This window comes from Methylobacterium sp. Leaf469 (genome assembly GCF_001424745.1).
Classification (GTDB): Bacteria; Pseudomonadota; Alphaproteobacteria; order Rhizobiales; family Beijerinckiaceae; genus Methylobacterium.
Genome location: NZ_LMRE01000001.1, coordinates 82,829 through 104,547 on the forward strand (window position 1 = coordinate 82,829; position 21,719 = coordinate 104,547).

Below are 21,719 nucleotides of genomic sequence, written 5' to 3' on the forward strand. Positions count from 1 at the left end.
CGCCTCCCTGAAACAGCAGCGGGACCGGCCGGCACGACCCGACCGACCCCGCTCCATGTCTCGACGGCTCAGGCTTTGACCAACGGTACTTTCGGCACGGTGCGAACGTTTCCGGAGCCCCCGTTGCCGGACCCGTCGTCCTTCTTCCGCGGGGAGACCTTGGCCCGCGTACGCTTGTGCTTCTTGGCCGCGTTGGTCACGTCTTTTTCGGGCTTCGGGGTCACCGGACCGGCCGGGAACTCGAAGCCGAGGGCCTGCTTCTCACCCTCCTCGGGCGTCTTCACCACCACCCGTACGGCTCCGCCGTCCTTGAGGCGTCCGAACAGTACCTCGTCGGCGAGCGGCGTCTTGATGGTGGACTGGATCAGCCGCGCCATGGGGCGGGCACCCATGGCATCGTCGTAGCCGTGCTCCACCAGCCACTCGCGCGCCTCGTCGGACAGTTCGATGGTGACGTTGCGGTCGGCGAGCTGCGCCTCGAGCTGGAGGACGAACTTGTCCACCACCTTGGCGACGACCTCCTTCGGCAGGTGACCGAACGAGATGATCGCGTCGAGACGGTTGCGGAATTCCGGCGCGAACAGCTTGTTGATCGCCTCCACATCGTCGCCCGTGCGCTTGGTCTGGGTGAAGCCGTAAGCCGACTTCGCCAAATCGGAAGCGCCCGCATTCGTGGTCATGATGATGATCACGTTGCGGAAATCGACCTGCTTGCCGTTGTGATCGGTGAGCTTGCCGTGGTCCATCACCTGCAACAGGATGTTGAACAGGTCCGGATGGGCCTTCTCGATCTCATCCAGCAGCAGCACGCAATGCGGATGCTGGTCGATGCCGTCGGTCAGCAGGCCGCCCTGATCGAAGCCGACATAACCGGGGGGCGCGCCGATGAGGCGGCTCACCGTATGACGCTCCATGTATTCCGACATATCGAAACGCAGCATCTCGACGCCGAGGGAGGCCGCGAGCTGCTTGGCCGCCTCGGTCTTGCCCACACCCGTGGGGCCGGCGAAGAGGTACGAGCCGATGGGCTTGTCGGGATCGCGCAGGCCGGCGCGGGCCAGCTTGATCGCCGAGGTCAAGGCCTCGATGGCGCTGGGCTGGCCGTAGACGACGCGCTTGAGGCTGTCGGTGAGGTTCTTCAGCACCACCGCGTCGTCCTTCGACACGGTCTTGGGCGGGATGCGCGCCATGGTGGCGATGGTGGCTTCGATCTCCTTGACACCGATGGTCCGCTTGCGGCGCGCCTCCGGCACCAGCATCTGCGAGGCGCCGGTCTCGTCGATGACGTCGATGGCTTTGTCGGGCAACTTACGATCGTTGATGTAGCGCGCCGAGAGTTCCACGGCCGCCTTCACCGCCTCGGTGGTGTACTTTAGCTTATGGAATTCCTCGAAGTACGGCTTCAGCCCCTTCACGATCTCGATGGCGTCCGGGATCGACGGCTCGTTGACGTCGATCTTCTGGAACCGGCGCACGAGGGCGCGGTCCTTCTCGAAGTACTGGCGGTACTCCTTGTAGGTGGTCGAGCCGATGCAGCGGAGCGAGCCGTTGGCCAGTGCTGGCTTCAGGAGGTTCGAGGCATCCATGGCCCCGCCCGAAGTGGCGCCGGCGCCGATCACCGTGTGGATCTCGTCGATGAACAGCACCGCGTTGGGGTGCGCCTCGATCTCCTTCATCACCTGCTTGAGGCGCTCCTCGAAGTCGCCGCGATAGCGGGTGCCGGCGAGCAGCGTGCCCATGTCGAGGGAGAACACCGTGGCGTCGATGAGGACTTCCGGCACCTCCTTGTGGATGATCTTGCGCGCCAGCCCCTCGGCGATCGCGGTCTTGCCGACGCCGGGATCGCCCACCAGCAGGGGGTTGTTCTTCTGACGCCGGCACAGAATCTGGATCGTGCGTTGCACCTCGGTCTCACGGCCGATGAGCGGATCGATCCGGCCGTCGCGGGCCTTCTTGTTGAGGTTGATGCAGTACGCCTCGAGGGCATCACCTTTCTTCTTCGGACGGGCGTCGTTGTCCTCTCCGCTCGGGCGTTCGGCTGCGGATTCCTCTTCGGCACCCCGTACGGGCTTCGGCTCAGACGACCCGGGCCTCTTGGCGATCCCATGGCTGATGTAGTTGACCGCGTCGTAGCGGGTCATGTCCTGCTCCTGCAGGAAATAGGCGGCATGGCTCTCGCGCTCGGCGAAGATCGCCACGAGCACGTTGGCCCCCGTCACTTCCTCGCGGCCCGAGGACTGCACGTGGATCACCGCGCGTTGGATCACGCGCTGGAAGCCCGCCGTGGGCTTGGCGTCCTGGCGTCCATCGCCGATGAGGTTGGCGAGTTCGGTGTCGACGTACTCGACGAGGCTACGCTTGAGCGTGTCGACCTCGACGTTGCAGGCCCGCATGACTGCCGCGGCGTCCTGATCGTCCACAAGGGCGAGGAGGAGGTGCTCCAGCGTCGCGTATTCGTGCCGCCGCTCACCGGCGAGCGCCAGGGCGCGGTGGAGAGCTTGTTCAAGGCTGCGAGAGAAGCTGGGCAAAGCGTGGCCTCTGTGTGGGGGTGCCTATTTCTTTTCCATAACGCACTGGAGAGGATGTTGGTGTTTGCGGGCGAAGTCCATCACCTGCGTCACCTTGGTCTCGGCGACCTCATAGGTAAATATGCCGCATTCGCCGACACCATTCTGGTGTACGTGCATCATGATCTGGTAGGCGTCTTCCTGAGATTTGTTGAAGAACTTTTCGACGACGTGCACGACGAACTCCATCGGCGTGTAATCGTCGTTGAGCAGCAGAACGCGATACAGACTCGGGCGCTTCGTCTTCGGCTTGGTTCGGGTGATGATCGCCGTGCCGGACCGGCCGTCATCGCCGTTCCCCGGATCGTCGGGATTCGAGGCCGCCCTTGGCTCGGGTCGGAGCGGCGCATCGCGTGCGTTGCGATAATCCTCGCGCCGTTGCGTCATGGCTATGCCCTGCTTCAGGACGTCGGACATCTGAATCGCATCGACCCCATGAGGCGGCACGGCACCGTCGAGACACCCCGTCTCGCGAGCCGTGCGGGTGGTGAACACAATCTATAGGGCGATGGGCGACTTCGCCAGTCGGCTGCGCGCACTTGTCCGCTGGCCGACCCCGGCTCGGGGTCGAGGCAAGCGAAAAAAAGCCCCACGCGTCTGTGACGCGCGGGGCCGATGGAACGATGGGTCCGGGAGGACGATCAGATGGTGGCGGGCAGCTTTGCACTGGTGCCCTGGGACTTCATCGTACCGGCGAGGCCGGAATAAAGGTCGCGCATGACTTGGGTCTGGGTCATCAGGCGCTCGTACGAGCCCTTGAGGTAGGCGGCCTGGATTTCGAAGACGGCCTGCGGGGTGCGCGCGGCGGCGAGCTTCTTCATGGTGGCACTGCCCTCTGCAAGGGACTGGCGGGCATAATCCGCCCACTCGATGCTGGCGCTTTGGTTCGCCTTGGCCACGGCCGTGAAGCCTTTGATTGCGGTGCCCAAGCCAGCCTTGTCGTCGGCGCCAGCCTTGAAGAGGGCGGAGGTCTTTTCGAATGCTTGCGTCATCATGTTCATCGTTTGGCACTGCCCTGGCGGGCATCCCCTTGGCATCGACATCGGTCTGCCGCGGACAGCGGCCCGCCAGGCGCGGACCGCCGGCTCCGCTTATTTGTGCGATGCAATATAGAACGTCAAGGGTTTATGATGCATCGCAATATAACCGGCAAAATCCAGCGCACCTCATTAACCCGGCCGTAACTGCATCCACCTAGCCTGATTGACAGATGTTGCGGGGTAACGGCGGCGCAGATGCCTCCCCGCCCCGATGTTGCGGTGCAAGCCGGCCCCGTGCCGTGCCTGTCGAGGCAGTGAGTCGTGATGCGTAGCGTTCCCAACCACGCGATGGCCGACCCCGCGCGAGCCCCGCGTCCGGGCCTGAAGCGATCCCTGCCCGCGCTGCTCGCGGCGGCGGCGGTCCTGGCCACGATGGCCTCCCCCGCTGAAGCCAAGCGGCGCGCCCATCATCGTGGCGGCGGCGGCTATAGCCCGCCTTACGCGGCGATGGTCGTCGACGTGAAGACGGGCAAGACCCTGCACGCGGTCAACGAGGATTCCCTGCGTCACCCGGCGTCCATCACCAAGGTGATGACCCTCTATATGCTCTTCGAGCAACTCGAGCGCGGTCGCTACACCCTCGAATCGCCCCTCACCATCTCGTCCTTCGCCGCGTCGCAATCACCGTCGAAGCTCGGCCTGCGTCCCGGTTCGACCATCTCCGTCGAAGATGCGATCAAGGCCATCGTGACGAAATCGGCCAACGATGTGGCCTGCGCCATCGGTGAGAACATCGCCGGGTCCGAGCCGCGCTTCGCCGAGATGATGACCGCGAAGGCGAAGGCTCTCGGCATGGGCCGGACTAACTACGCCAACGCGTCGGGCCTGCCGGATTCCGATCAGATCACCACGGCCCGCGACCTTACGGTGCTCGCCCGTGCCATCCAGGATCGCTTCCCCCGCTACTACCGCTATTTCCAGACCCGCTCCTTCGCGTTCCGTGGTCGCGTGATCGGCAACCACAATCGTCTCCTCGGCAATGTCCAGGGCGTCGACGGGATCAAGACCGGGTACACGCGCGATTCCGGCTTCAACCTCATGACGGCTGCCCGGCTCGACGACCGCCAGATCGTCGCCATCGTCCTCGGCGGCAAGTCCGGGGCGAGCCGCGACAAGATCATGGCTGATCTCGTGCGAGCCAACCTTCCCCGCGCTTATGCGGGCAACCGCCAGACCCCGGCCACGATCGAGGTCGCCGAGCGCGCGCGCCCTGCCGTGGTGGCCGACGGCGCTTCGCGCACGCGCACGCAGATGGCATCGGCGGACGACGAGGATGTCGAGACGACCGCCTCGACGGCGCAACCCCTCGACATTTCCCCGAGCCGGGCAACCACCACTCCGGGTAGCGCCGGCGTCAAGGGACGCCTGCCGGCCAACGCCCAGGCCTACGCCCCGACGGCACCGGGTTCTCCGTTTCCGATGGGCGTGAAGAGCCCGGCGCGGCTCGCCTCCGTCGACGGTCCGCGCACGGAATCCGCGCCCAAGACCGTCTCGGGCGCCAAAGTGACCCCCACCGCCTGGGTGATCCAGCTCGGTGCCATGGACGACGAGGACAAGGCGAAATCCATGCTCGCCGAGGCGCGCAGCCGTGCCGGCGGCTCCCTGTCCCGAGCTGCGCCCTACACGGTGAAGGTCGAGCACGGCGGCGCCACCCTTTACCGCGCGCGCTTCTCGGGGTTCTCCGAGCAGGATGCGGCCCAGGATGCCTGCAACACCCTGAAGCGCAGCGGTTTCAGCTGCTTCGCCACCCGAAGCTGATACATCCGCGGATTCGCCGATCCCGTCCGGATCGGCGCTCGACCCGAACCGTCCCTCGCGGCGGCGCGGGGCCGGCTCGTCATGCCGGCAGACACGTCCCTACGATCCCTCTGGCACGCGCGTGGAGTATCAGCGATGTCGGTTCGTCAGCCTGTCTCGGGCCGCGTTGACGCGCGCCGCCTGCTCGGCCGTCCCCCCCTGGTCGGGATGGAGCCGCTTCATGAGCGTTCGGTGAGCCGTGCGGACGTCCTCCAGGGACGCCCCGCGCTCAAGCCCCAGGACCTCATAGGCCTGCTCCTGCGTCATCGCCCCTGGGTCCGCCGGACGGCGCGACCGCGGGTCGGCGTCAGCCTCAGCGTGTTCACGCCGGCCGGCGTGCCGGCGGTCGAGATCCGCCTGTAGGGGAAGCTTGCCGCGAACCCGCCGCGACAGCGCGCTCCACCGGTGGCGCAGGCCGGCGTCACCCTCGAGGAGCCAGAGACCCGCGACGACGAGGATCACCCCGAGCTCAGGCCGGCCCCGGACCAGGACCAGTCCGGCCGCAGCCAGGGCCGCGTACCCCCCGATCCGCCGCAGGAGCCGCGTCGTGGCGGCTGGCGAACGGCGCAGGGCGTTTCGGCCGAGCCACCACATCAGCAAGAGGCCGAAGCCCGCGAGCAGCAGGGTCATCGGGCGCTTCCGTACTCGGCGCCAACGCGGCCCCCGACACGCAGACGCACGCCCCCGACATCGCGAAACCCATCCCCATCGCGCGGCCTGGCCGTCGGCAGGGTCGAACAGCCCGGCCGGTCCGGCAGGCGCACGCCCTCCGGCGCATCCTGCGGACAGGGCAGCCGCGCCGCGCGCGGTCGTGCCCCCTCCCCCGCCTGTGCGCTGGAGTTCAACAGAATCAGTGTGAGGATCGCCAGAAGGCGAGGGTCAGGACGCATCGGCCGCTCTCGTGATCTTCGACCTTAGACCATTCGCGCGTCCAAAGGACATGAAGGGCGGCGTCACCTGTCAGCGTCGCGCTTCGGCGACATCCGTCGTGGTGACACGGACGCGCCGAGGACGGCCGTCGCGCTCGACCGTGAGATCCATGGTGGCGTCGATGCCTGCGGCCGCCATGGCGGCGGTGAGGTCGGCCAGGCGATGGATCGGCCGATCCCCGGCCGCCACGATGACGTCGCCGATGGCGCCCGTCTGTGGATCGACGCCGCGCAGGCCGGCTTGCGCCGCCGGCGACCCCCGGATCACCCGTACCACCACGACCCCGTCGATTCCCAGGCGGGCGGTGACCGATTCCTGTCCGGCGATGATGCCGATACCTGGATTGCGCGTGCGCCCGTTCCGGATGAGTTCGGGCACGACGCGGTTGACCACGTCCACCGGGATGGCGAAGCCGATGCCGGCGCTGGCCCCGGACGGCGAGAAGATCGCCGTGTTGACGCCGATGAGGCGTCCGGCCGAATCGAGAAGGGGGCCGCCGGAATTGCCCGGATTGATCGCCGCATCCGTCTGGATCACGCCCGAAAGTTCACGGCCCTCGGCCGTCGGCAAGCGGCGCTGGAGTGCGCTGACGACGCCGGTGGTCAGGGTGTGGTCGAGGCCGAACGGATTGCCGATGGCATAGGTGGCTTGGCCGACCTTGAGGTCGGCGGAGGTGCCGATGGCGAGCGGCGGTGGGGGCGTGGTGCGGCCGAGTCGGAGTACGGCGAGGTCGTAGCTCGGCGCGGCCCCGACGATGCGAGCCGGCACCACCACCCCGGAGGAGAGCCGAACCGAGACGGAGCCGCCCCCCTGCGCCGCAGCGGCCACGACGTGGTTGTTGGTGACGATGTGCCCACCCGCATCCCAGACGAAGCCCGTGCCCGTTTGCGATCCGCTGCCCTCCTGCTCTCCGCCATCCTCGGACTCCGCGCCGAGGAGCGCGCGCCCCTGTGCCGCGGCCTGTGCGAAGACATGGACCACGGACGGGCTCGCTTGGGCGAAAAGCGCAACGGTGGCGGTCTCCGTCGATGCCAGATCCCCCCGAGCCGTGATGGCGCGTGGGGTTCGTGCCGCGAACAGGAAAGCCGTCACGTAGGGCTGCGCCACGAGGAGCGCGAGCAGGACGAGCGCCGCGCCCGCCGCCATTCGCACAAACCGGTCCGCCATCACCATCCTCTTCCAAAAAATGGGAAAACCCATTTGCTGCACTGCGGCATTAACCGCTCGGTGACGCCTCTAGGGTCAACTGATGCTCAAGCGCAGGGACGATCCGGGTGCGTTCGCACACCGTTCAATTCCAAGGCGACAGCTACAGCCTACCTATAGGGCAGACCCAGAGAAGACCCGTATCCCGACAAAGCGGTATCTCCAAAGCAGCAGCGGACGCAGCGAGGCTCATACCGTCGGTCTGAGCCTGCGTCGAAACGGACGCAACCTTCAAGATTGCGCCCGAAAAGATCGCAAAGCCGCCCCAGAGATGCTGCCATTGCCGATCACTTTCCGCAGCGGCCGTTCAGGTTGCCCCCCTTACAAAGGGTGAGACCGAACAGCCGGCATCGCGGGGAGCAACCCTCTCGATCAAGGAACAGGACCCATGGAAACCGAAGCCCTCGAACGTCCCGCCGACCTGACCATCTGGCGGACTGCGCCGATCCCGGCTCCTCTCGCTCAGCCCGAGCGCTACGACACCCTGCGCGAGGCCATCAAGGCCGCCGCCGGCGCCCTCACCGATCCTGCCAAGCAGCCTTGGATCATCACCGAGGAAGGCGAAATCCTTTCCCCGAACTGGATTCGGACGTACCTCAACTGAGATGATCGGCGACGCTACCGGCCTTTGCATTGGCCGGCCTTCCCCGCGAGCCGACCGCCGGACTTCCCGCGGCCGGCTCACGAGGGTGACGAGCACATAAGACGCGATCATCAGACGGTCCCACGAGCCGAACTTCCCCCAAGGGTACCACTGCCCATCCGGCGCGCTGGTCGGGATAGCGCCAGACCCGTGCGATGTAGAAGCCGATGCTGGCATAGAAGAAGCCCGTGAAGGGCGGGACGCATGAGAAGCGTGGAACGCTGGCCTCCGGTTAGATCCAGGATCCGACCCCGGTCCTGAAGAGTTTCACGACGGTTCCGATCCCTTGATACGGGGCGATGACTTTCGCCTCCTCCCGGGTTTCCCTCCGCAGCGCGAGCATCGCGATCCAGATCTTGACCACCGCCAGGGTGAGGGCATCGTAGCGGTGCAGCGAAGCGTCCGCCGAATCGAACAGGACGCTCGCGATAAGCGGCATCCAGATCGAGCCCCCGGAAGAGGCAGGCCCGGGCCTGCTTCATGCCGAACCTCAAGCTCGGACACGCCTGCGACGAGGGGACTTTGTGCCTGCGCCCGAGCTCCCAGCCCTGCCTCGGTAGCGGTAAAATGGGTGAGCACTGGCCACAGCCGAGCGGCGCCGTGATCCAAATCGAAACTTGAATCGTGATCTCAGCGACATTTGCCGGTCTGGGCGGCCGCCGTATCGGACACAGGGCGCTCATCGCGCGTGGCTGGTTCACACAGAAAAAAAGGCCGCTCCGAAGAGCGGCCCGAAGTCTAGGGAGGAAACGCCCAAGAAGGGCAACGGGAGCGCGACGCCATCGCGCTCCCGCAATGCACAAACTAGTGTGCGCCGCACAAAAGGCAAGAGTTTTCGGAGGATTCGCTCAGCTTTTCCCTGAGGCCGTCCATCGCTCGCGAGCGGCGCGGGTGCCGGCTACGCCTGAGCCAGCAGACGGGCGATCTCGGCCCGCAACGGACCGCCGAGGTCTTGGCGTTCCAAAGCGTAGGCGAGGTTGGCCGTGAGGAAACCGAGCTTCGAACCGGTGTCGTAGGTCCGACCTTCGTAGCGCATGCCGAAAAAGTCCTGCGACTGCGCCAGCTCGATCATCGCGTCGGTGAGTTGGATCTCGCCGCCAGCGCCCTTCCTGCCGTGGGACAGCACTTCGAAGATTTCCGGCTGAAGGATGTAGCGACCCGAGATGATGAAATTCGACGGGGCGGTGCCCTGCTTGGGCTTCTCGACCATACCGGTGATCTCGAAGGTCTGACCGAAGGTGTCGCCGACGCTGACGATGCCGTACTGGTGGGTCTCCTCGGGGGCGACCTCCTCGACGGCGATCACGTTGCCGCCGTGGCGTTCGTAGGCCGACAGCATCTGTTGCATGCAGCCGCGGCTGAGCATGTCCGGCAGGAGAACGGCGAAGGGCTCGTCGCCGACGATCTCGCGGGCGCACCATACGGCATGGCCCAGGCCGAGGGGTTCCTGCTGGCGGGTGAAGCTGGTCTGGCCAGCCGCGGGCAGATCGCGCTTCAGGTCGTCATAGGCCGCCTGCTTTCCGCGCTCTAGGAGCATCCGGTCGAGTTCGAACGAGATGTCGAAATGGTCCTCGATCACCGCCTTGCCGCGCCCGGTGACGAAGATGAAATGCTCGATCCCGGCTTCGCGCGCCTCATCGACGACGTGTTGCACCACGGGGCGATCGACGACGGTGAGCATCTCCTTCGGCATCGCCTTGGTCGCGGGAAGGAATCGGGTCCCGAGGCCAGCGACGGGAAGAACGGCCTTGCGAATCGGTTTCATCGAGCGGGACCCGGTATCGAATGGGGTGGGACGAGCCTCGGAGGCGTCGCACGACAGCATCCCGAGACCGGTCTTACAGCGTGACCGTGAGACGGCATAACCGATGCGAAGGTTTTACGATATATCGGGTGTCCACGGTCCTGAGCAGGTTCGCATCGGCCAGCCAGCGCCTCACCCGCTTAAGAGTTGGTGAACCGGAGGTTTTCGATGCAGACCCGGTGACCACTCTTGCGCAATCTGCTTGGGGATGTCGGCATGGCGGTTCTGGTGACGGGTGGGGCGGGCTATATCGGTAGCCACATGGTTCTGGCCCTGCTCGACGCAGGTCATGAGAGTGTCGTGGTGCTCGACGATCTCTCGACGGGCTTCGACTGGGCCCTGCCGCCGGAAGTGACCCTCGTCACCGGTGATATCGCCGATCAGACACTGGTGGCCGGCATCATCCGCGAACATGGCATCGACGCCTTGGCGCATTTCGCCGCGCGCATCGTCGTTCCGGATTCCGTCGCCGATCCCCTGGGCTACTACCTCGCCAACACGGTCAAAACCCGCGCCCTCATCGAGACGGCCGTGCGTGAAGGCGTCCGCCACGTCATCTTCTCGTCCACGGCAGCGGTCTACGGCGAGCCCGATATCGTACCCGTGCCGGAAGATCTCACGACCGCTCCGATCAATCCCTATGGGCGTTCCAAGCTCATGAGCGAGTGGATGATCGCCGATGCCGCGAGGGCGCACGGCTTCACCTACGTGATTCTGCGCTACTTCAACGTCGCGGGTGCGGACCCGCGCGGACGCACCGGACAGTCGACCCCGAACGCGACCCATCTCATCAAGGTCGCGACGCAAGCCGCCCTCGGTCAGCGCAGCCACCTCGACGTCTACGGCACCGACTACCCGACGCCGGACGGATCGTGCCTGCGGGACTACATCCAGGTCTCGGACCTCGCCGAGGCGCACCGAGTCGCCCTCGACCACCTGCGCGGCGGCGGCGAGAGCCTGACCATGAATTGCGGTTACGGCCAGGGCTACTCCGTCCTCGACGTCATCGAGGTGGTCAAACGCGTGTCCGGCAAGGATTTCGAGGTTCGGCTGTGCCCGCGCCGTCCTGGCGACCCGGCGCGGATCATCGCCCAGGCGGACCGGATCCGGGGGTTAGGCTGGACGCCGCGCCATGCCAGTCTCGAAGGGATCGTCGGCCAGGCGCTCGCCTGGGAGGATGCCCTGACGAAGCGCAACCGCACGTGACGGGCCTTCGCCTCGCCGTCGTGCTTCTGTTCGCGGCCTGCGGTACCGCGAGGTCCGAGCCCACGAAGCCCACTCCGAAGCTGCCCGCAGCGGAGAAGCCTCCGGCGCCTACGGACCTCCGTGCCTTCATCGAAGCACTGCGCCCCGACGCCCTCAGCCGCGGGGTCTCGCCCAGGACCTTTGCCGCAGCCTTCTCCGTGACCACGGCGGACCCGGATGTCCTCGCACGGACCCGGCGCCAGGGCGAGTTCGCCCGTCCCGTCTGGGAGTATCTCGTCGGCGCGGTCTCTCCGGGCCGCATCGCACGTGGACAGGCACAGGCGGCGCGCCTCGCCCCCACCCTCGCGGCGATCGAGGCACGCTTCGGCGTACCGCGCTGGATCGTCCTGGCATTCTGGGGGGTCGAGTCCGATTTTGGCGCCAGCGCAGGCACGGTGCCGACGGTCCGGGCGCTCGCCACACTGGCTCAGGCGGGATTCCGCGGCACCCTATTCCGAGATGAACTCCTGGCGGCGCTCACGATCCTGGAACGCGGCGACATCGCGCCGTCCGGGATGAAAGGTTCCTGGGCCGGGGCGATGGGGCAGGTCCAGTTCCTGCCCTCGAGTTTCCTCGCCCATGCCGTCGATTTCGATGGCGACGGCCACCGAGACATCTGGGGCTCGCAGGCCGACGCCTTGGCCTCGATCGCGAACTACCTGAAGTCCCTCGGCTGGAATCCGGCCCTCTCCTGGGGTTATGCTGTCACCCTGCCGCCGGGCTTCGACCTGACGGCCTACCGAGCCGACCTGTCGGACTTTGCCCGGCGGGGCGTGCGCCGAACAGATAACGCGCCCCTGCCGTCCTCGGGAAACGCCAGCCTTTTCCTGCCCGGAGGCCTCGGGGGGCCGGTCTTCCTGATCACCGACAATTTCGAGGTGGTGCGGGCCTACAACACCTCCGACTCCTACGCCCTCGCCGTCGGCCACCTCGCCGACCGTCTCGCCGGGGGACCTTCCCTCGTCGCGCCATGGCCGAGCGATGCGGCCCGCCTCGACAAAGGCGGCCTCCAGGCCCTGCAGACGGGCCTGTCCGCCCGAAAGCTCTATGCCGGCGAGGCCGACGGCCGGGCCGGGCCGAAACTGCGCGAGGCGGTGCGCCGCTATCAGATCGAGCAAGGATTGCCAGCCGATGGTTACGCGACACCCGCGCTCCTCGAACACCTGAAGCACCGTCCCTGACGACGTTGCCCTTAGACCGAGGGCCCGTCCTCGGTTAGGATTAGGTCTACCGCACCGCCCGTCCGGTTCTCGAGAAGGTTCGTCATGACGCTGCCGGCACCTCGCGCGGCTTGGTCCTCCCTCGTCGGCCTCGTCCTGCTCCTCGGTGCGGCCCCGCCCGCCGCTGCGCAATGGGGCGATTCCTACGACGCGCCTTCGCGAAGGGCGCGGGAGTATTACCGCGACGACGGCGGCTATGGCGCCCGGCAGTCGAACCGTCGTTACGCGCCGCCGCCGCAGGAAGCACCGCGCCAGTTCTATTGGCCATGGGAGGACCGGCCCCAGCAGGCACAGCCGGCGCCGACGCCGACCATTCGCCCGACGCCGCGGCCGCGCACGCCCACCTATGCCGACGATCCCCGTGCGGTCCGGCGCAAGCCGCGCCCGGCGCCGGTCATCGCGCAGCCGAAGCCCACCGTGCCCAAGGCCGAGCCCGCCACCCGGATCGCGGTATTCGGGGATTCCCTGGCCGGCTCCCTCGGCACCGGACTCACCGATGTGTTCGAGGACAACACCGAGATCGGCATCGTCGACCGATCGCGCGCCGACAGTGGCCTGGTACGCAAGGATATCGTGGATTGGCCGAAGGCCGTCGAAGACACCCTCAAGTCCACTCCGAAGGTCGCGTATGCGCTGGTGATGGTCGGTGCGAACGACCGTCAACCGATCCGGGATGGCGACCAGACCATCGAGCCCCTGAGCGAACGTTGGCGCCAGATCTACGGGGAGCGCGTCGAAGCCCTGGTGAAGGTATTCTCCGACCACAAGATCCCGCTGATCTGGGTCGGAGTGCCGCCGATGCGCAGCGAATCCCTCACCAAGGATCTCGCCGAAATCAACGATATTGCCCGCGAGCGCGTTGCCAAAGCGGGTCAGACCTACGTCGATATCTGGCCGGGTTTCGTCGACGACCGCAACCGCTACGCCGCCACGGGGCCGGATCTCGACGGACAGGAGGCGAAGCTGCGCGCTGGCGACGGCGTCCATTTCACCAAGGCCGGTGCGCGCAAACTCGCGCACTTCGCCGATGTCGAGTTGAAGCGGATGATGGGGACGAGCGCGACGCCGGCCGTCCCGGTCGCAACCGCTCCCGCTGTACCGGCCGAGGGCGAGGCTCCTCGCCTCGACGATGCGGCGGCCATCGACCGCCAGATCACCGCCATGCTGCCGAGTCTCCCAGAGCCACCCGGCATCCCGGCCCTGCCGGTCAAACCGGCCGCCGGGCCGGTGATTCCGCTTGGAAGGGCTGAACTCGCGCCTGGAGGAACGCTTGTCAGCGGGCGGCCCCGCGACGCCGATCCATCCGGCAACGTCGAGCGGGCACTCCTACGGGGTGCCGCACCCGCGACGCAACCGGGGCGGGCAGACGACTTCCGCTGGCCGCCGGGCTGAACCGGCGACCCTGCTTTCCTATCGCGGCAGGACGCTGGCGCCCATGAGCGCCTCGTCGATGGACCGCGCGGCCTGCCGGCCCTCGCGGATCGCCCACACCACGAGAGATTGCCCACGGCGCATGTCGCCGGCGACGTAGATCTTTTCGTTCGAGGTCCGATAATCGACGGTGTCGGCAGTGACGTTGCCACGCTTGTCCATGGTCACACCGGATTCTTCCAGCAAGCCCTTACGAACGGAGCCGGCGAAGCCGATCGCCAGGAAGACGAGATCGGCCGGTAGCACGAACTCGCCGCCCGGGACGGGCTGGCGCTTCTCGTCGACGCGGGTGCAGACCACGCCGGTGAGCTTGCCCTTCTTGCCTTCGAGACGCAGGGTCGCCGCCTGGAACTCGCGCTCGGCGCCCTCGGCCTGGCTCGACGAGGTCCGCATCTTCGTCGGCCAGTACGGCCAGACCGAGAGCTTGTCCTCGCGCTCCGGCGGACGCGGGCGGATATCGAGCTGCGTCACAGACAGGGCGCCCTGGCGGAACGAGGTCCCGACGCAATCGGACGCCGTGTCGCCGCCGCCGATGACGACGACGTTCTTCGCCGTTGCGAGGATCGGCTGTTCGCCGTTGCCCGGCATCGGCTCCGCCCCGACCCGGCGGTTGGACTGGACGAGGAACGGCATGGCATAGTGCACGCCGATCAGGTCCTGACCCGGCAGCTGCGGGTTACGCGGGTCTTCTGCGCCTCCGGCGAACAGAACCGCGTCGTGCTCGGCCGAGAGCTCGTCGAGGGGCTTCGTCACGCCGACATTCACGCCGTAGTGGAAGCGGACGCCCTCCGCCTCCATCTGCTTCACACGCCGATCGATATGGCGCTTCTCCATCTTGAAGTCGGGGATGCCGTAGCGCAGCAGGCCACCGGCCTTCGGCTCACGCTCGAAGACATGGACCTCGTGGCCGACGCGAGCGAGCTGCTGCGCCGCGGCCATGCCGGCGGGACCGGACCCGATGACCGCAACCTTCTTGCCGGTCTTGTGGCTGGCCGGCTCGGGCTTGACCCATCCGTTGTTCCAGGCGCGATCGGCGATGGCCTGCTCAATGGTCTTGATCGCCACAGGCTGATTCTCGAGGTTCAGCGTGCAGGCCTCCTCGCAGGGCGCAGGACAGATGCGGCCGGTGAACTCGGGAAAGTTGTTCGTGGAGTGCAGGTTGCGCGCCGCCTCCTCCCAATCCGACTGGAACACGAGCTCGTTCCAGTCCGGAATCTGGTTGTGGACCGGGCAGCCGGTATCCCCGTGGCAGAACGGAATGCCGCAATCCATGCAGCGGGCCGCCTGCTTTTTTAGGTCATGCTCGTCCAGCGGCAGCGTGAACTCACGAAAATGCCGCACGCGGTCGGCGGCGAGCTGATACTTCTGCTCCTGCCGGTCGAATTCGAGGAAACCCGTGACCTTGCCCATCGTCTGACTGTCTTTCGCGAGTCTGTCTGATCCGTCGCACGGAAAGCGGCCGGATCGGCCTGTTCCGCTTTCTTCCTCCGAACCGGCTTCTTCGCCAGTTCGCTTCTCATGTCGTTCGCCCGGTCGCGCAAACCGCCACCCTCTGGGTAGGATCACCCGAGCGACGATCGTGTCGGGTTACGACACGGGTCTGCAGTGCGGAGCCTACTCGGCTGCCACAGGCATCCGCGCCATTTCCATCTCGCGCAGTGCCCGGCGGTACTCGACCGGCATCACCTTGACGAACTTGGTGCGGTAGCCGGCCCAATCATCCAAGATCTCCTTGGCACGCGGGGAGCCCGTGTACTTCAGGTGGTTGGTGATGAGTTGGCTCAGGCGCTCCTCGTCGTGGCCCGACATGTCGGCAAGGATATCGACGCGGCCCTTGGTCTCGAGATCGCCGTCCTGATGGAAGCGACGCATCAGGTCGTCCTCCTCCTCGATGGGCTCGAGATCGACCATGGACAGATTGCATCGTGCCGAGAAGGAGCCATCGGCATCGAGGACGTAGGCGATGCCGCCCGACATGCCGGCCGCGAAGTTGCGCCCGGTCTCGCCAATGGAGACGACGACGCCGCCGGTCATGTACTCGCAGCCATGGTCGCCCATGCCCTCGACCACCGCGATGGCGCCGGAATTGCGCACGGCGAAGCGCTCGCCGGCCGAGCCCCGGATATAGGCCTCGCCCGCGATGGCGCCGTACAGCACGGTGTTGCCGGCCATGATCGTGTGCGCGGACGGCGCCCGCAGAGCGTCGGACGGGCGGATGATGAGCTTGCCGCCCGACAGGCCCTTGCCGACGTAGTCGTTGGCATGGCCCGTCAGCACCACGGTGACGCCTGCGGCGAGCCAGGCACCGAAGCTCTGACCGGCGGTGCCCGACAGGTTCACCCGGATGGTGTCGTCGGGCAGGCCCTCGTGGCCGTAGCGCTTGGCCACGGCGCCGGACAGCATGGCGCCGGCGGTGCGATCCGAGTTCTTGATCACATCCTCGACCACGACAGCCTCGCCGCTGTCGAGCGCCGCCCTGGCACCGGCAATGAGGCGCCGATCCAGGACGTGGTCGATGGGGTGCTTCTGCTTCTCCGTATGCCGGATCGCCACGTGCGCCGGCACGTCCGGACGGTGGAACAGCTTCGAGAAATCGAGGCCCTTCGCCTTCCAGTGCTTGATCACCTCGAGGGTATCGAGGAAGTCCGCCCGGCCAATGAGGTCTTCGAGCTTGGTGTAGCCCATGGCCGCCATGAGCTCGCGCAACTCCTCGGCGACGAAGAAGAAGTAGTTGACCACATGCTCGGGCGTGCCCTTGAATCGCTTGCGCAGGACGGGGTCCTGCGTCGCCACACCCACCGGGCAGGTGTTCAGGTGGCACTTGCGCATCATGATGCAGCCGGCGGCGATGAGCGGCGCGGTGGAAAAGCCGAACTGGTCGGCACCGAGCAGCGCCGCGACGAGGACGTCGCGACCTGTGCGGATGCCGCCATCGGCCTGAAGCACCACGCGGCCGCGCAGGTGGCTCAGCACAAGGGTCTGCTGGGTCTCGGCGAGACCCGTCTCCCACGGACCACCGGCGTGCTTGATGGAGGTGAGCGGCGCCGCGCCCGTGCCGCCATCGAATCCCGAGATGGTGATGTGGTCGGCCCGTGCCTTGGCGACACCAGTCGCCACGGTGCCGACGCCGACTTCCGACACCAGCTTGACCGAGACGTCGGCATCCGGGTTGACGTTCTTCAAGTCGAAGATGAGCTGGGCGAGATCCTCGATGGAATAAATGTCGTGGTGCGGCGGCGGCGAGATCAGGCCGACGCCCGGGGTGGCGTAGCGGACCTTGGCGATCTTGGCGTCGACCTTGTGACCGGGCAGCTGGCCGCCTTCGCCGGGCTTAGCGCCCTGCGAGACCTTGATCTGCATCATGTCGGCGTTGACGAGATATTCCGTCGTCACGCCGAAGCGGCCGGACGCCACCTGCTTGATCGCCGAGCGGCGCGAACGCCCATCGGCCATGGGCTTGAAGCGCTCGACCTCCTCGCCGCCCTCGCCCGAATTCGAGCGGCCGCCGAACGAATTCACGGCGATGGCCAAGGTTTCGTGTGCTTCCTTCGAGATGGAGCCGTAAGACATGGCGCCCGTGGCGAAGCGCTTGACGATGTCGACGGCCGGTTCGACCGCCTCGATGGCGACGGGTTCGCGGCCGAGTTCAGCCGCCTGCTTGATGCGGAACAGGCCCCGGATGGTCTTGAGGTGGCTCTCCTGCTCGTTCACGAGGCGGGCGTATTCGCGGTAGCGCTCGGGAAGGCCGAGGCGCACGGCGTGCTGGAGCGTCGCCACGGAATCCGGCGTCCAAGTGTGGCTCTCGCCGCGCAGGCGGTAGGCGTACTCGCCGCCCACATCCAGCGCCGTGCGGTAGACCGGCGCATCGCCGAACGCGTCCGTGTGCCGGCGCGCCGTCTCCTCGGCGACCTCGGCCATGCCGATGCCCTCGATGGTGGTGGCGGTGCCGAAGAAGTCGCGCGCCACGAAGGCCGAGTTCAGGCCGATGGCGTCGAAGATCTGCGCACCGCAATAGGACTGGTAGGTCGAGATGCCCATCTTGGACATGACCTTGAGCAGGCCCTTATCGATGGACTTGATGTAGCGGTAGACGATCTCGTCCGGGGTCAGGTCCGGCGGGAACTCGTCCTTCATCGCGATCAGCGTCTCGAAGGCGAGGTAGGGGTTGATCGCCTCGGCGCCGTAGCCGGCGAGACACGCGAAGTGGTGCACTTCGCGTGGCTCGCCCGATTCCACCACGAGACCCACGGAGGTGCGAAGCCCCTTGCGGATGAGGTAGTTGTGTACGGCGGCCGTGGCGAGGAGCGCGGGAATCGCGATGCGATCGGGGCCGACGCCGCGATCCGACAGGATGATGATGTTGTAGCCACCGCGCACGGCGACCTCGGCCCGGTCGCACAGGCGGTCGACGGCGCCCTCCATGGCGGCCGCCCCGGTCTCGGCCGGGAAGGTCATGTCGAGGGTCTTCGTGTCGAACCGGTCCTCGAAGTGCGAGATCGAGCGAATCTTCTCGAGATCGCCGTTGGTGAGGATCGGCTGCCGGACTTCCAGGCGCTTCTTGCGGGACGCGCCTTCCATGTCGAGGAGGTTCGGACGCGGACCGATGAACGAGACGAGGCTCATGACAGCCTCCTCGCGGATCGGGTCGATCGGCGGGTTGGTGACCTGCGCGAAGTTCTGCTTGAAGTAGGAGTAGAGCGACTTCGGCTTGTCCGAGAGGGCCGAGAGCGGCGTGTCGGTGCCCATGGAACCCACCGCCTCCTGGCCGGTCACGGCCATGGGCGCCATGAGCAGCTTGAGGTCTTCCTGGCTGTAGCCGAACGCCTGCTGGCGATCGAGCAGCGACACGTCCGAGCGCGAGGCGCGCGGGATCACGGGCTTCAGGTCCTCCAGCACGATCTGGGTGTTCTTCACCCACTCGGCATAGGGGTGGGCTGCGGCGAGCTCGCTCTTGATCTCCTCGTCGGAGACGATGCGGCCCTTCTCCAGATCGATGAGCAGCATCCGGCCCGGCTGCAAACGCCAGGACTCAACGATCTTCTCGTCGGGGATCGGCAGCACGCCCATTTCGGAGGCGAGCACCACGAGGCCGTCGTCGGTGACGAGGTAGCGCGCGGGACGCAGGCCGTTGCGGTCCAGCGTCGCGCCGATCTGGCGGCCGTCGGTGAAGCACACGGCGGCCGGACCGTCCCACGGCTCCATCAGGGCGGCGTGGTACTCGTAGAACGCCTTGCGCTCCTCGTTCATGAGCGGATTGCCCGCCCACGCCTCGGGGATCAGCATCATCATGGCGTGGGCCAGCGAGTAGCCGCCCTGCACGAGGAATTCGAGGGCATTGTCGAAGCACGCGGTGTCGGACTGGCCCTCGTAGGAGATCGGCCACAGCTTCGAGATGTCGTTGCCGAACAGCTCGGAATCGACGCTGGCCTGGCGCGCGGCCATCCAGTTGACGTTGCCCCGCAGGGTGTTGATCTCGCCGTTATGCGCGACCATCCGGTAGGGGTGCGACAGGCGCCAGGTCGGGAAGGTATTGGTGGCGAAGCGCTGATGCACGAGGGCGAGGCCCGAGACGTAACGCTCGTCCTGCAGGTCGCGATAATAGTCGCCGAGCTGGGTCACCAGCACCATGCCCTTGTAGACGATGGTCCGGGTCGACAGCGAGACGGGATAATAGACGTCGGCCCGCGGGTCCTTGAGGCCGTAGACCTTGTTCGAGATCACCTTGCGAACGGTGAAGAGGCGGCGCTCGAAAGCGTCCTCGTCCGTGATGGCGGCCGGGCGGCCGATGAAAACCTGGCGGTGGTGGGGCTCGGTCTCCTTGACCATCACCCCGAGGTCGCTCGGGTCCACGGGAACGTCGCGCCAGCCGAGCAGCGGCAGGCCCTCCTCGGCCAGGGCCTTCTCGACGATCTCCTCGATGAGCCGCCGCGCCTCGTCGTCCTTCGGCAGGAAGAACTGGCCGATGCCGTAATGGCCCGGCTCCGGCAGGGTGATACCGAGCGTGGCGCACTCGGCCGTGAAGAAGGCATGCGGAATCTGCGTGAGGATGCCACAACCGTCGCCCATCTTCGGATCGGCGCCCACGGCGCCGCGATGGTCGAGGTTCTTCAGGATTTGAAGCCCTTGTGCGACGATGGCGTGGGTCCGGCGATCGTGCATGTCGGCGACGAAGCCGACACCGCAGGCATCGCCTTCGCGGGCAGGATCGTACAACCCCTGAGCCTTGGGCAGCGCCTGATCCCGCACGACGAGGGGCGCACCGCCGTCTCGGGTGGCTGGAATGGACGCCTGAAGCGCCCCGAATTCAGCAGATGCGACCACGCTCACCATTCCTCGCCTCCGACGTGCTCGCTTGCGAGCATGTTTCGTGCCCAAGCGCCAAACGGCTCCCGGGTGCATCCTCTCGACAACGTCGGCTCTCAGCGGATCTGTTTGTCAGCGGGACTTCGGTGAGGAAGCGCCCGCGACCCGCGGGCACGACGCCGGCTTGGTCTCAAGCCACGCGGACCCGAATCGCCACGATAGCGATCGTCTTCGAATCTCGTTTGTTCGCCGGAAACGTCACCCGCGGAGATCCTTGGCCATCCAGGAAGTCACCACCCCGGAAATGGGACAGCGTTGCTGTCCTAACGACGGAAAGTGACAGATTTTAAACGCTCCAGCAAGGCCCGTTCCGACGGCTTGTAAGCCTTTTCCGCGCGCGCGAACGTTTCACGGCCCGCTCCGTTGCCGCAGGTACGGGTTCGGATCGAGTCCTGCTTCGGCATACCCCGACAGAAACCCGCCTCGAAGCCCTCGCATTCCCGCCCCAATCCCACGCTTAACAAGACCTTGCCGGGCACAAGCGGCATGCGGGGGCGAGGCCCTGGCGGAGACCCACCGGAGGACCCGCGCCAACAGCGGGCCTCCGGATCGAACCTTCTGAACGAGGCCTCATGATCGTGCGTGGTCAGAACCAGCGCAGCAAGCCCCGTCCGCGCGCGTCAATGCCGCGCCTCTCAAAGATACTGTGCGGCCTCACCCTGTCCGTCTTCGGATCGGGAATCGCCATGGCGCAGTATTTTGACGACCGCGACATGCCGATGCCGCCGCGCGCCGTGGTCTGGCGACTGAACGACCGCGGATTCACTGCCGTCACCCGACCCCAATTCGACGGTCGTGCCTACGTCGTCGAAGCCGACGACCCCTACGGCGAGCGCGTGCGCGTGTTCGTCGATGCCCACGATGGAGCAATCCTTCGTCGCCAACGTCTGAACGTCGCCCTCGCCTCGCCGCCGATGCGCGTTGCGCGGCCGGCGCCGGGATACGGTTGGACCGAGGAGGAGGCGGTTCCGCGCCGTCCCGTCCGTGAAGCGGAGCGAATCATACCGCCCAGCACCGTTCCGAACGCACCGCTTCGCCGCGCGCCGCTCGATGCCGTTCGGGTGGGCCGAGCCGAACCCCTGGACCGCAATCCAATGGGCTTGAATCCCGACGCGTCGTCGCAAGCTCAAATCCCCCCCCAAGCTCCGGGTAAGGTGGTCCGGCTCAATCCTCCGCCGAAGCCGGCCGCTACCCGGATCACCCCGCAGGCACCCCGCCTGTCCGAGACACCTTCGTCAAAGCCGGAAGTGCGGGAGCCGGCGGCTGCCTCCCTCGAAGCCCCGAAGTCCGTGACGCCAGCGACGAACGCCACTGCGCCGACACCAGCTGCCGTGCAGCCGCAAATCGACGCGAAGGCGCCTAAAGCGTGGAAGGACCCACCCGCGGATCAGAAGAAGTCGGTTCGGGTGATCGGCGGCGCCACCATCGTGCCGGGGGCAACACCGCCGAGCGAGCCAGCCAAAGACTGACGTC

The 21,719-nt window shown here is 66.7% G+C and carries 16 protein-coding genes; 6 read left to right on the forward strand and 10 right to left on the reverse strand.

Annotation, left to right across the window (positions count from 1 at the left end):
• Window positions 1-68: 68 nt before the first annotated feature.
• The 3 genes from clpA to ASG60_RS00385 all read right to left on the reverse strand — a co-directional run bounded on the left by clpA (window position 69) and on the right by ASG60_RS00385 (window position 3,568).
• Complete coding sequence (clpA, locus tag ASG60_RS00375) at window positions 69-2,528, reverse strand: ATP-dependent Clp protease ATP-binding subunit ClpA (protein WP_056383890.1); 2,460 nt, start codon at window positions 2,526-2,528, stop codon at window positions 69-71.
• 24 nt (window positions 2,529-2,552) lie between these two features.
• Complete coding sequence (gene clpS / locus ASG60_RS00380) at window positions 2,553-2,954, reverse strand: ATP-dependent Clp protease adapter ClpS (protein WP_056172158.1); 402 nt, start codon at window positions 2,952-2,954, stop codon at window positions 2,553-2,555.
• Between the two features lie 254 nt (window positions 2,955-3,208).
• A complete protein-coding gene (locus tag ASG60_RS00385; RefSeq protein ID WP_244474305.1) occupies window positions 3,209-3,568 on the reverse strand; it encodes a phasin family protein in 360 nt (119 codons plus the stop codon).
• Window positions 3,569-3,895: 327 nt separating this feature from the next.
• On the opposite strand from ASG60_RS00385, the gene ASG60_RS00390 reads away from it, so the two are divergent.
• Complete coding sequence (locus ASG60_RS00390; RefSeq protein ID WP_056171641.1) at window positions 3,896-5,365, forward strand: D-alanyl-D-alanine carboxypeptidase; 1,470 nt, start codon at window positions 3,896-3,898, stop codon at window positions 5,363-5,365.
• Between the two features lie 129 nt (window positions 5,366-5,494).
• Here the strand turns inward: ASG60_RS00390 and ASG60_RS21675 are convergent, their stop codons facing one another.
• The 3 genes from ASG60_RS21675 to ASG60_RS00400 all read right to left on the reverse strand — a co-directional run bounded on the left by ASG60_RS21675 (window position 5,495) and on the right by ASG60_RS00400 (window position 7,501).
• Window positions 5,495-6,034, reverse strand: coding sequence for a J domain-containing protein (locus tag ASG60_RS21675; RefSeq protein ID WP_082531563.1), 540 nt, complete (start codon window positions 6,032-6,034; stop codon window positions 5,495-5,497).
• Entirely contained in the window at window positions 6,031-6,294 is a 264-nt protein-coding gene (locus ASG60_RS21680; RefSeq protein WP_082515286.1) for a hypothetical protein, read from the reverse strand. Before ASG60_RS21680 ends, ASG60_RS21675 begins: the two co-directional genes overlap by 4 nt.
• Window positions 6,295-6,364: 70 nt before the next feature.
• On the reverse strand, window positions 6,365-7,501 hold the full coding sequence (locus ASG60_RS00400; RefSeq protein ID WP_056171643.1) for a trypsin-like peptidase domain-containing protein: 1,137 nt from the start codon (window positions 7,499-7,501) through the stop codon (window positions 6,365-6,367).
• A gap of 427 nt (window positions 7,502-7,928) precedes the next feature.
• On the opposite strand from ASG60_RS00400, the gene ASG60_RS00405 reads away from it, so the two are divergent.
• Window positions 7,929-8,144: a hypothetical protein gene (locus ASG60_RS00405; RefSeq protein WP_056171645.1), complete on the forward strand. Its 216-nt coding sequence runs from the start codon at window positions 7,929-7,931 to the stop codon at window positions 8,142-8,144.
• Between the two features lie 271 nt (window positions 8,145-8,415).
• On the opposite strand, the gene ASG60_RS23825 is transcribed toward ASG60_RS00405, so the two are convergent.
• Together ASG60_RS23825 and galU are read right to left on the reverse strand one after the other, a co-directional pair.
• The gene (locus ASG60_RS23825) at window positions 8,416-8,622 is read right to left on the reverse strand and encodes a DUF817 family protein (protein WP_056383891.1); all 207 of its coding nucleotides are present in this window, start codon (window positions 8,620-8,622) and stop codon (window positions 8,416-8,418) included.
• Window positions 8,623-9,081: 459 nt separating this feature from the next.
• Complete coding sequence (galU, locus tag ASG60_RS00415) at window positions 9,082-9,948, reverse strand: UTP--glucose-1-phosphate uridylyltransferase GalU (RefSeq protein WP_056383893.1); 867 nt, start codon at window positions 9,946-9,948, stop codon at window positions 9,082-9,084.
• Window positions 9,949-10,203: 255 nt separating this feature from the next.
• Between galU and galE the strand changes: the two genes are divergently transcribed.
• The 3 genes from galE (at window position 10,204) to ASG60_RS00430 (ending at window position 13,844) form a co-directional block, all read left to right on the forward strand.
• Complete coding sequence (gene galE / locus ASG60_RS00420) at window positions 10,204-11,193, forward strand: UDP-glucose 4-epimerase GalE (protein ID WP_056171650.1); 990 nt, start codon at window positions 10,204-10,206, stop codon at window positions 11,191-11,193.
• Window positions 11,194-11,273: 80 nt separating this feature from the next.
• Window positions 11,274-12,413: a lytic murein transglycosylase gene (locus ASG60_RS00425; RefSeq protein WP_056384273.1), complete on the forward strand. Its 1,140-nt coding sequence runs from the start codon at window positions 11,274-11,276 to the stop codon at window positions 12,411-12,413.
• Between the two features lie 84 nt (window positions 12,414-12,497).
• Window positions 12,498-13,844, forward strand: a complete 1,347-nt coding sequence (locus tag ASG60_RS00430; RefSeq protein ID WP_056383896.1) for an SGNH family hydrolase — start codon at window positions 12,498-12,500, stop codon at window positions 13,842-13,844.
• Window positions 13,845-13,862: 18 nt separating this feature from the next.
• On the opposite strand, the gene ASG60_RS00435 is transcribed toward ASG60_RS00430, so the two are convergent.
• Both ASG60_RS00435 and gltB read right to left on the reverse strand, forming a co-directional pair.
• Window positions 13,863-15,293, reverse strand: a complete 1,431-nt coding sequence (locus ASG60_RS00435) for a glutamate synthase subunit beta (protein WP_056265875.1) — start codon at window positions 15,291-15,293, stop codon at window positions 13,863-13,865.
• Between the two features lie 204 nt (window positions 15,294-15,497).
• A complete protein-coding gene (gltB, locus tag ASG60_RS00440) occupies window positions 15,498-20,165 on the reverse strand; it encodes a glutamate synthase large subunit (protein ID WP_244472875.1) in 4,668 nt (1,555 codons plus the stop codon).
• 653 nt (window positions 20,166-20,818) lie between these two features.
• Between gltB and ASG60_RS00445 the strand changes: the two genes are divergently transcribed.
• Window positions 20,819-21,715 carry a hypothetical protein gene (locus ASG60_RS00445; protein ID WP_244476541.1) on the forward strand — a complete coding sequence of 299 codons (897 nt, stop codon included), beginning with the start codon at window positions 20,819-20,821 and terminating at the stop codon, window positions 21,713-21,715.
• The last annotated feature ends 4 nt before the right edge of the window (window positions 21,716-21,719 follow it).

Coding starts and splice junctions, on each gene's coding strand:
- clpS (WP_056172158.1), bottom strand. CDS start 2,954: ATGACGCAACGGCGCGAGGATTATCGCAACGCACGCGATGCGCCGCTC.
- ASG60_RS00385 (WP_244474305.1), bottom strand. CDS start 3,568: ATGAACATGATGACGCAAGCATTCGAAAAGACCTCCGCCCTCTTCAAG.
- ASG60_RS00390 (WP_056171641.1), top strand. CDS start 3,896: ATGGCCGACCCCGCGCGAGCCCCGCGTCCGGGCCTGAAGCGATCCCTG.
- ASG60_RS21675 (WP_082531563.1), bottom strand. CDS start 6,034: ATGACCCTGCTGCTCGCGGGCTTCGGCCTCTTGCTGATGTGGTGGCTC.
- ASG60_RS21680 (WP_082515286.1), bottom strand. CDS start 6,294: ATGCGTCCTGACCCTCGCCTTCTGGCGATCCTCACACTGATTCTGTTG.
- ASG60_RS00400 (WP_056171643.1), bottom strand. CDS start 7,501: ATGGCGGACCGGTTTGTGCGAATGGCGGCGGGCGCGGCGCTCGTCCTG.
- ASG60_RS00405 (WP_056171645.1), top strand. CDS start 7,929: ATGGAAACCGAAGCCCTCGAACGTCCCGCCGACCTGACCATCTGGCGG.
- ASG60_RS23825 (WP_056383891.1), bottom strand. CDS start 8,622: ATGCCGCTTATCGCGAGCGTCCTGTTCGATTCGGCGGACGCTTCGCTG.
- galU (WP_056383893.1), bottom strand. CDS start 9,948: ATGAAACCGATTCGCAAGGCCGTTCTTCCCGTCGCTGGCCTCGGGACC.
- galE (WP_056171650.1), top strand. CDS start 10,204: ATGGCGGTTCTGGTGACGGGTGGGGCGGGCTATATCGGTAGCCACATG.
- ASG60_RS00430 (WP_056383896.1), top strand. CDS start 12,498: ATGACGCTGCCGGCACCTCGCGCGGCTTGGTCCTCCCTCGTCGGCCTC.
- ASG60_RS00435 (WP_056265875.1), bottom strand. CDS start 15,293: ATGGGCAAGGTCACGGGTTTCCTCGAATTCGACCGGCAGGAGCAGAAG.
- ASG60_RS00445 (WP_244476541.1), top strand. CDS start 20,819: ATGATCGTGCGTGGTCAGAACCAGCGCAGCAAGCCCCGTCCGCGCGCG.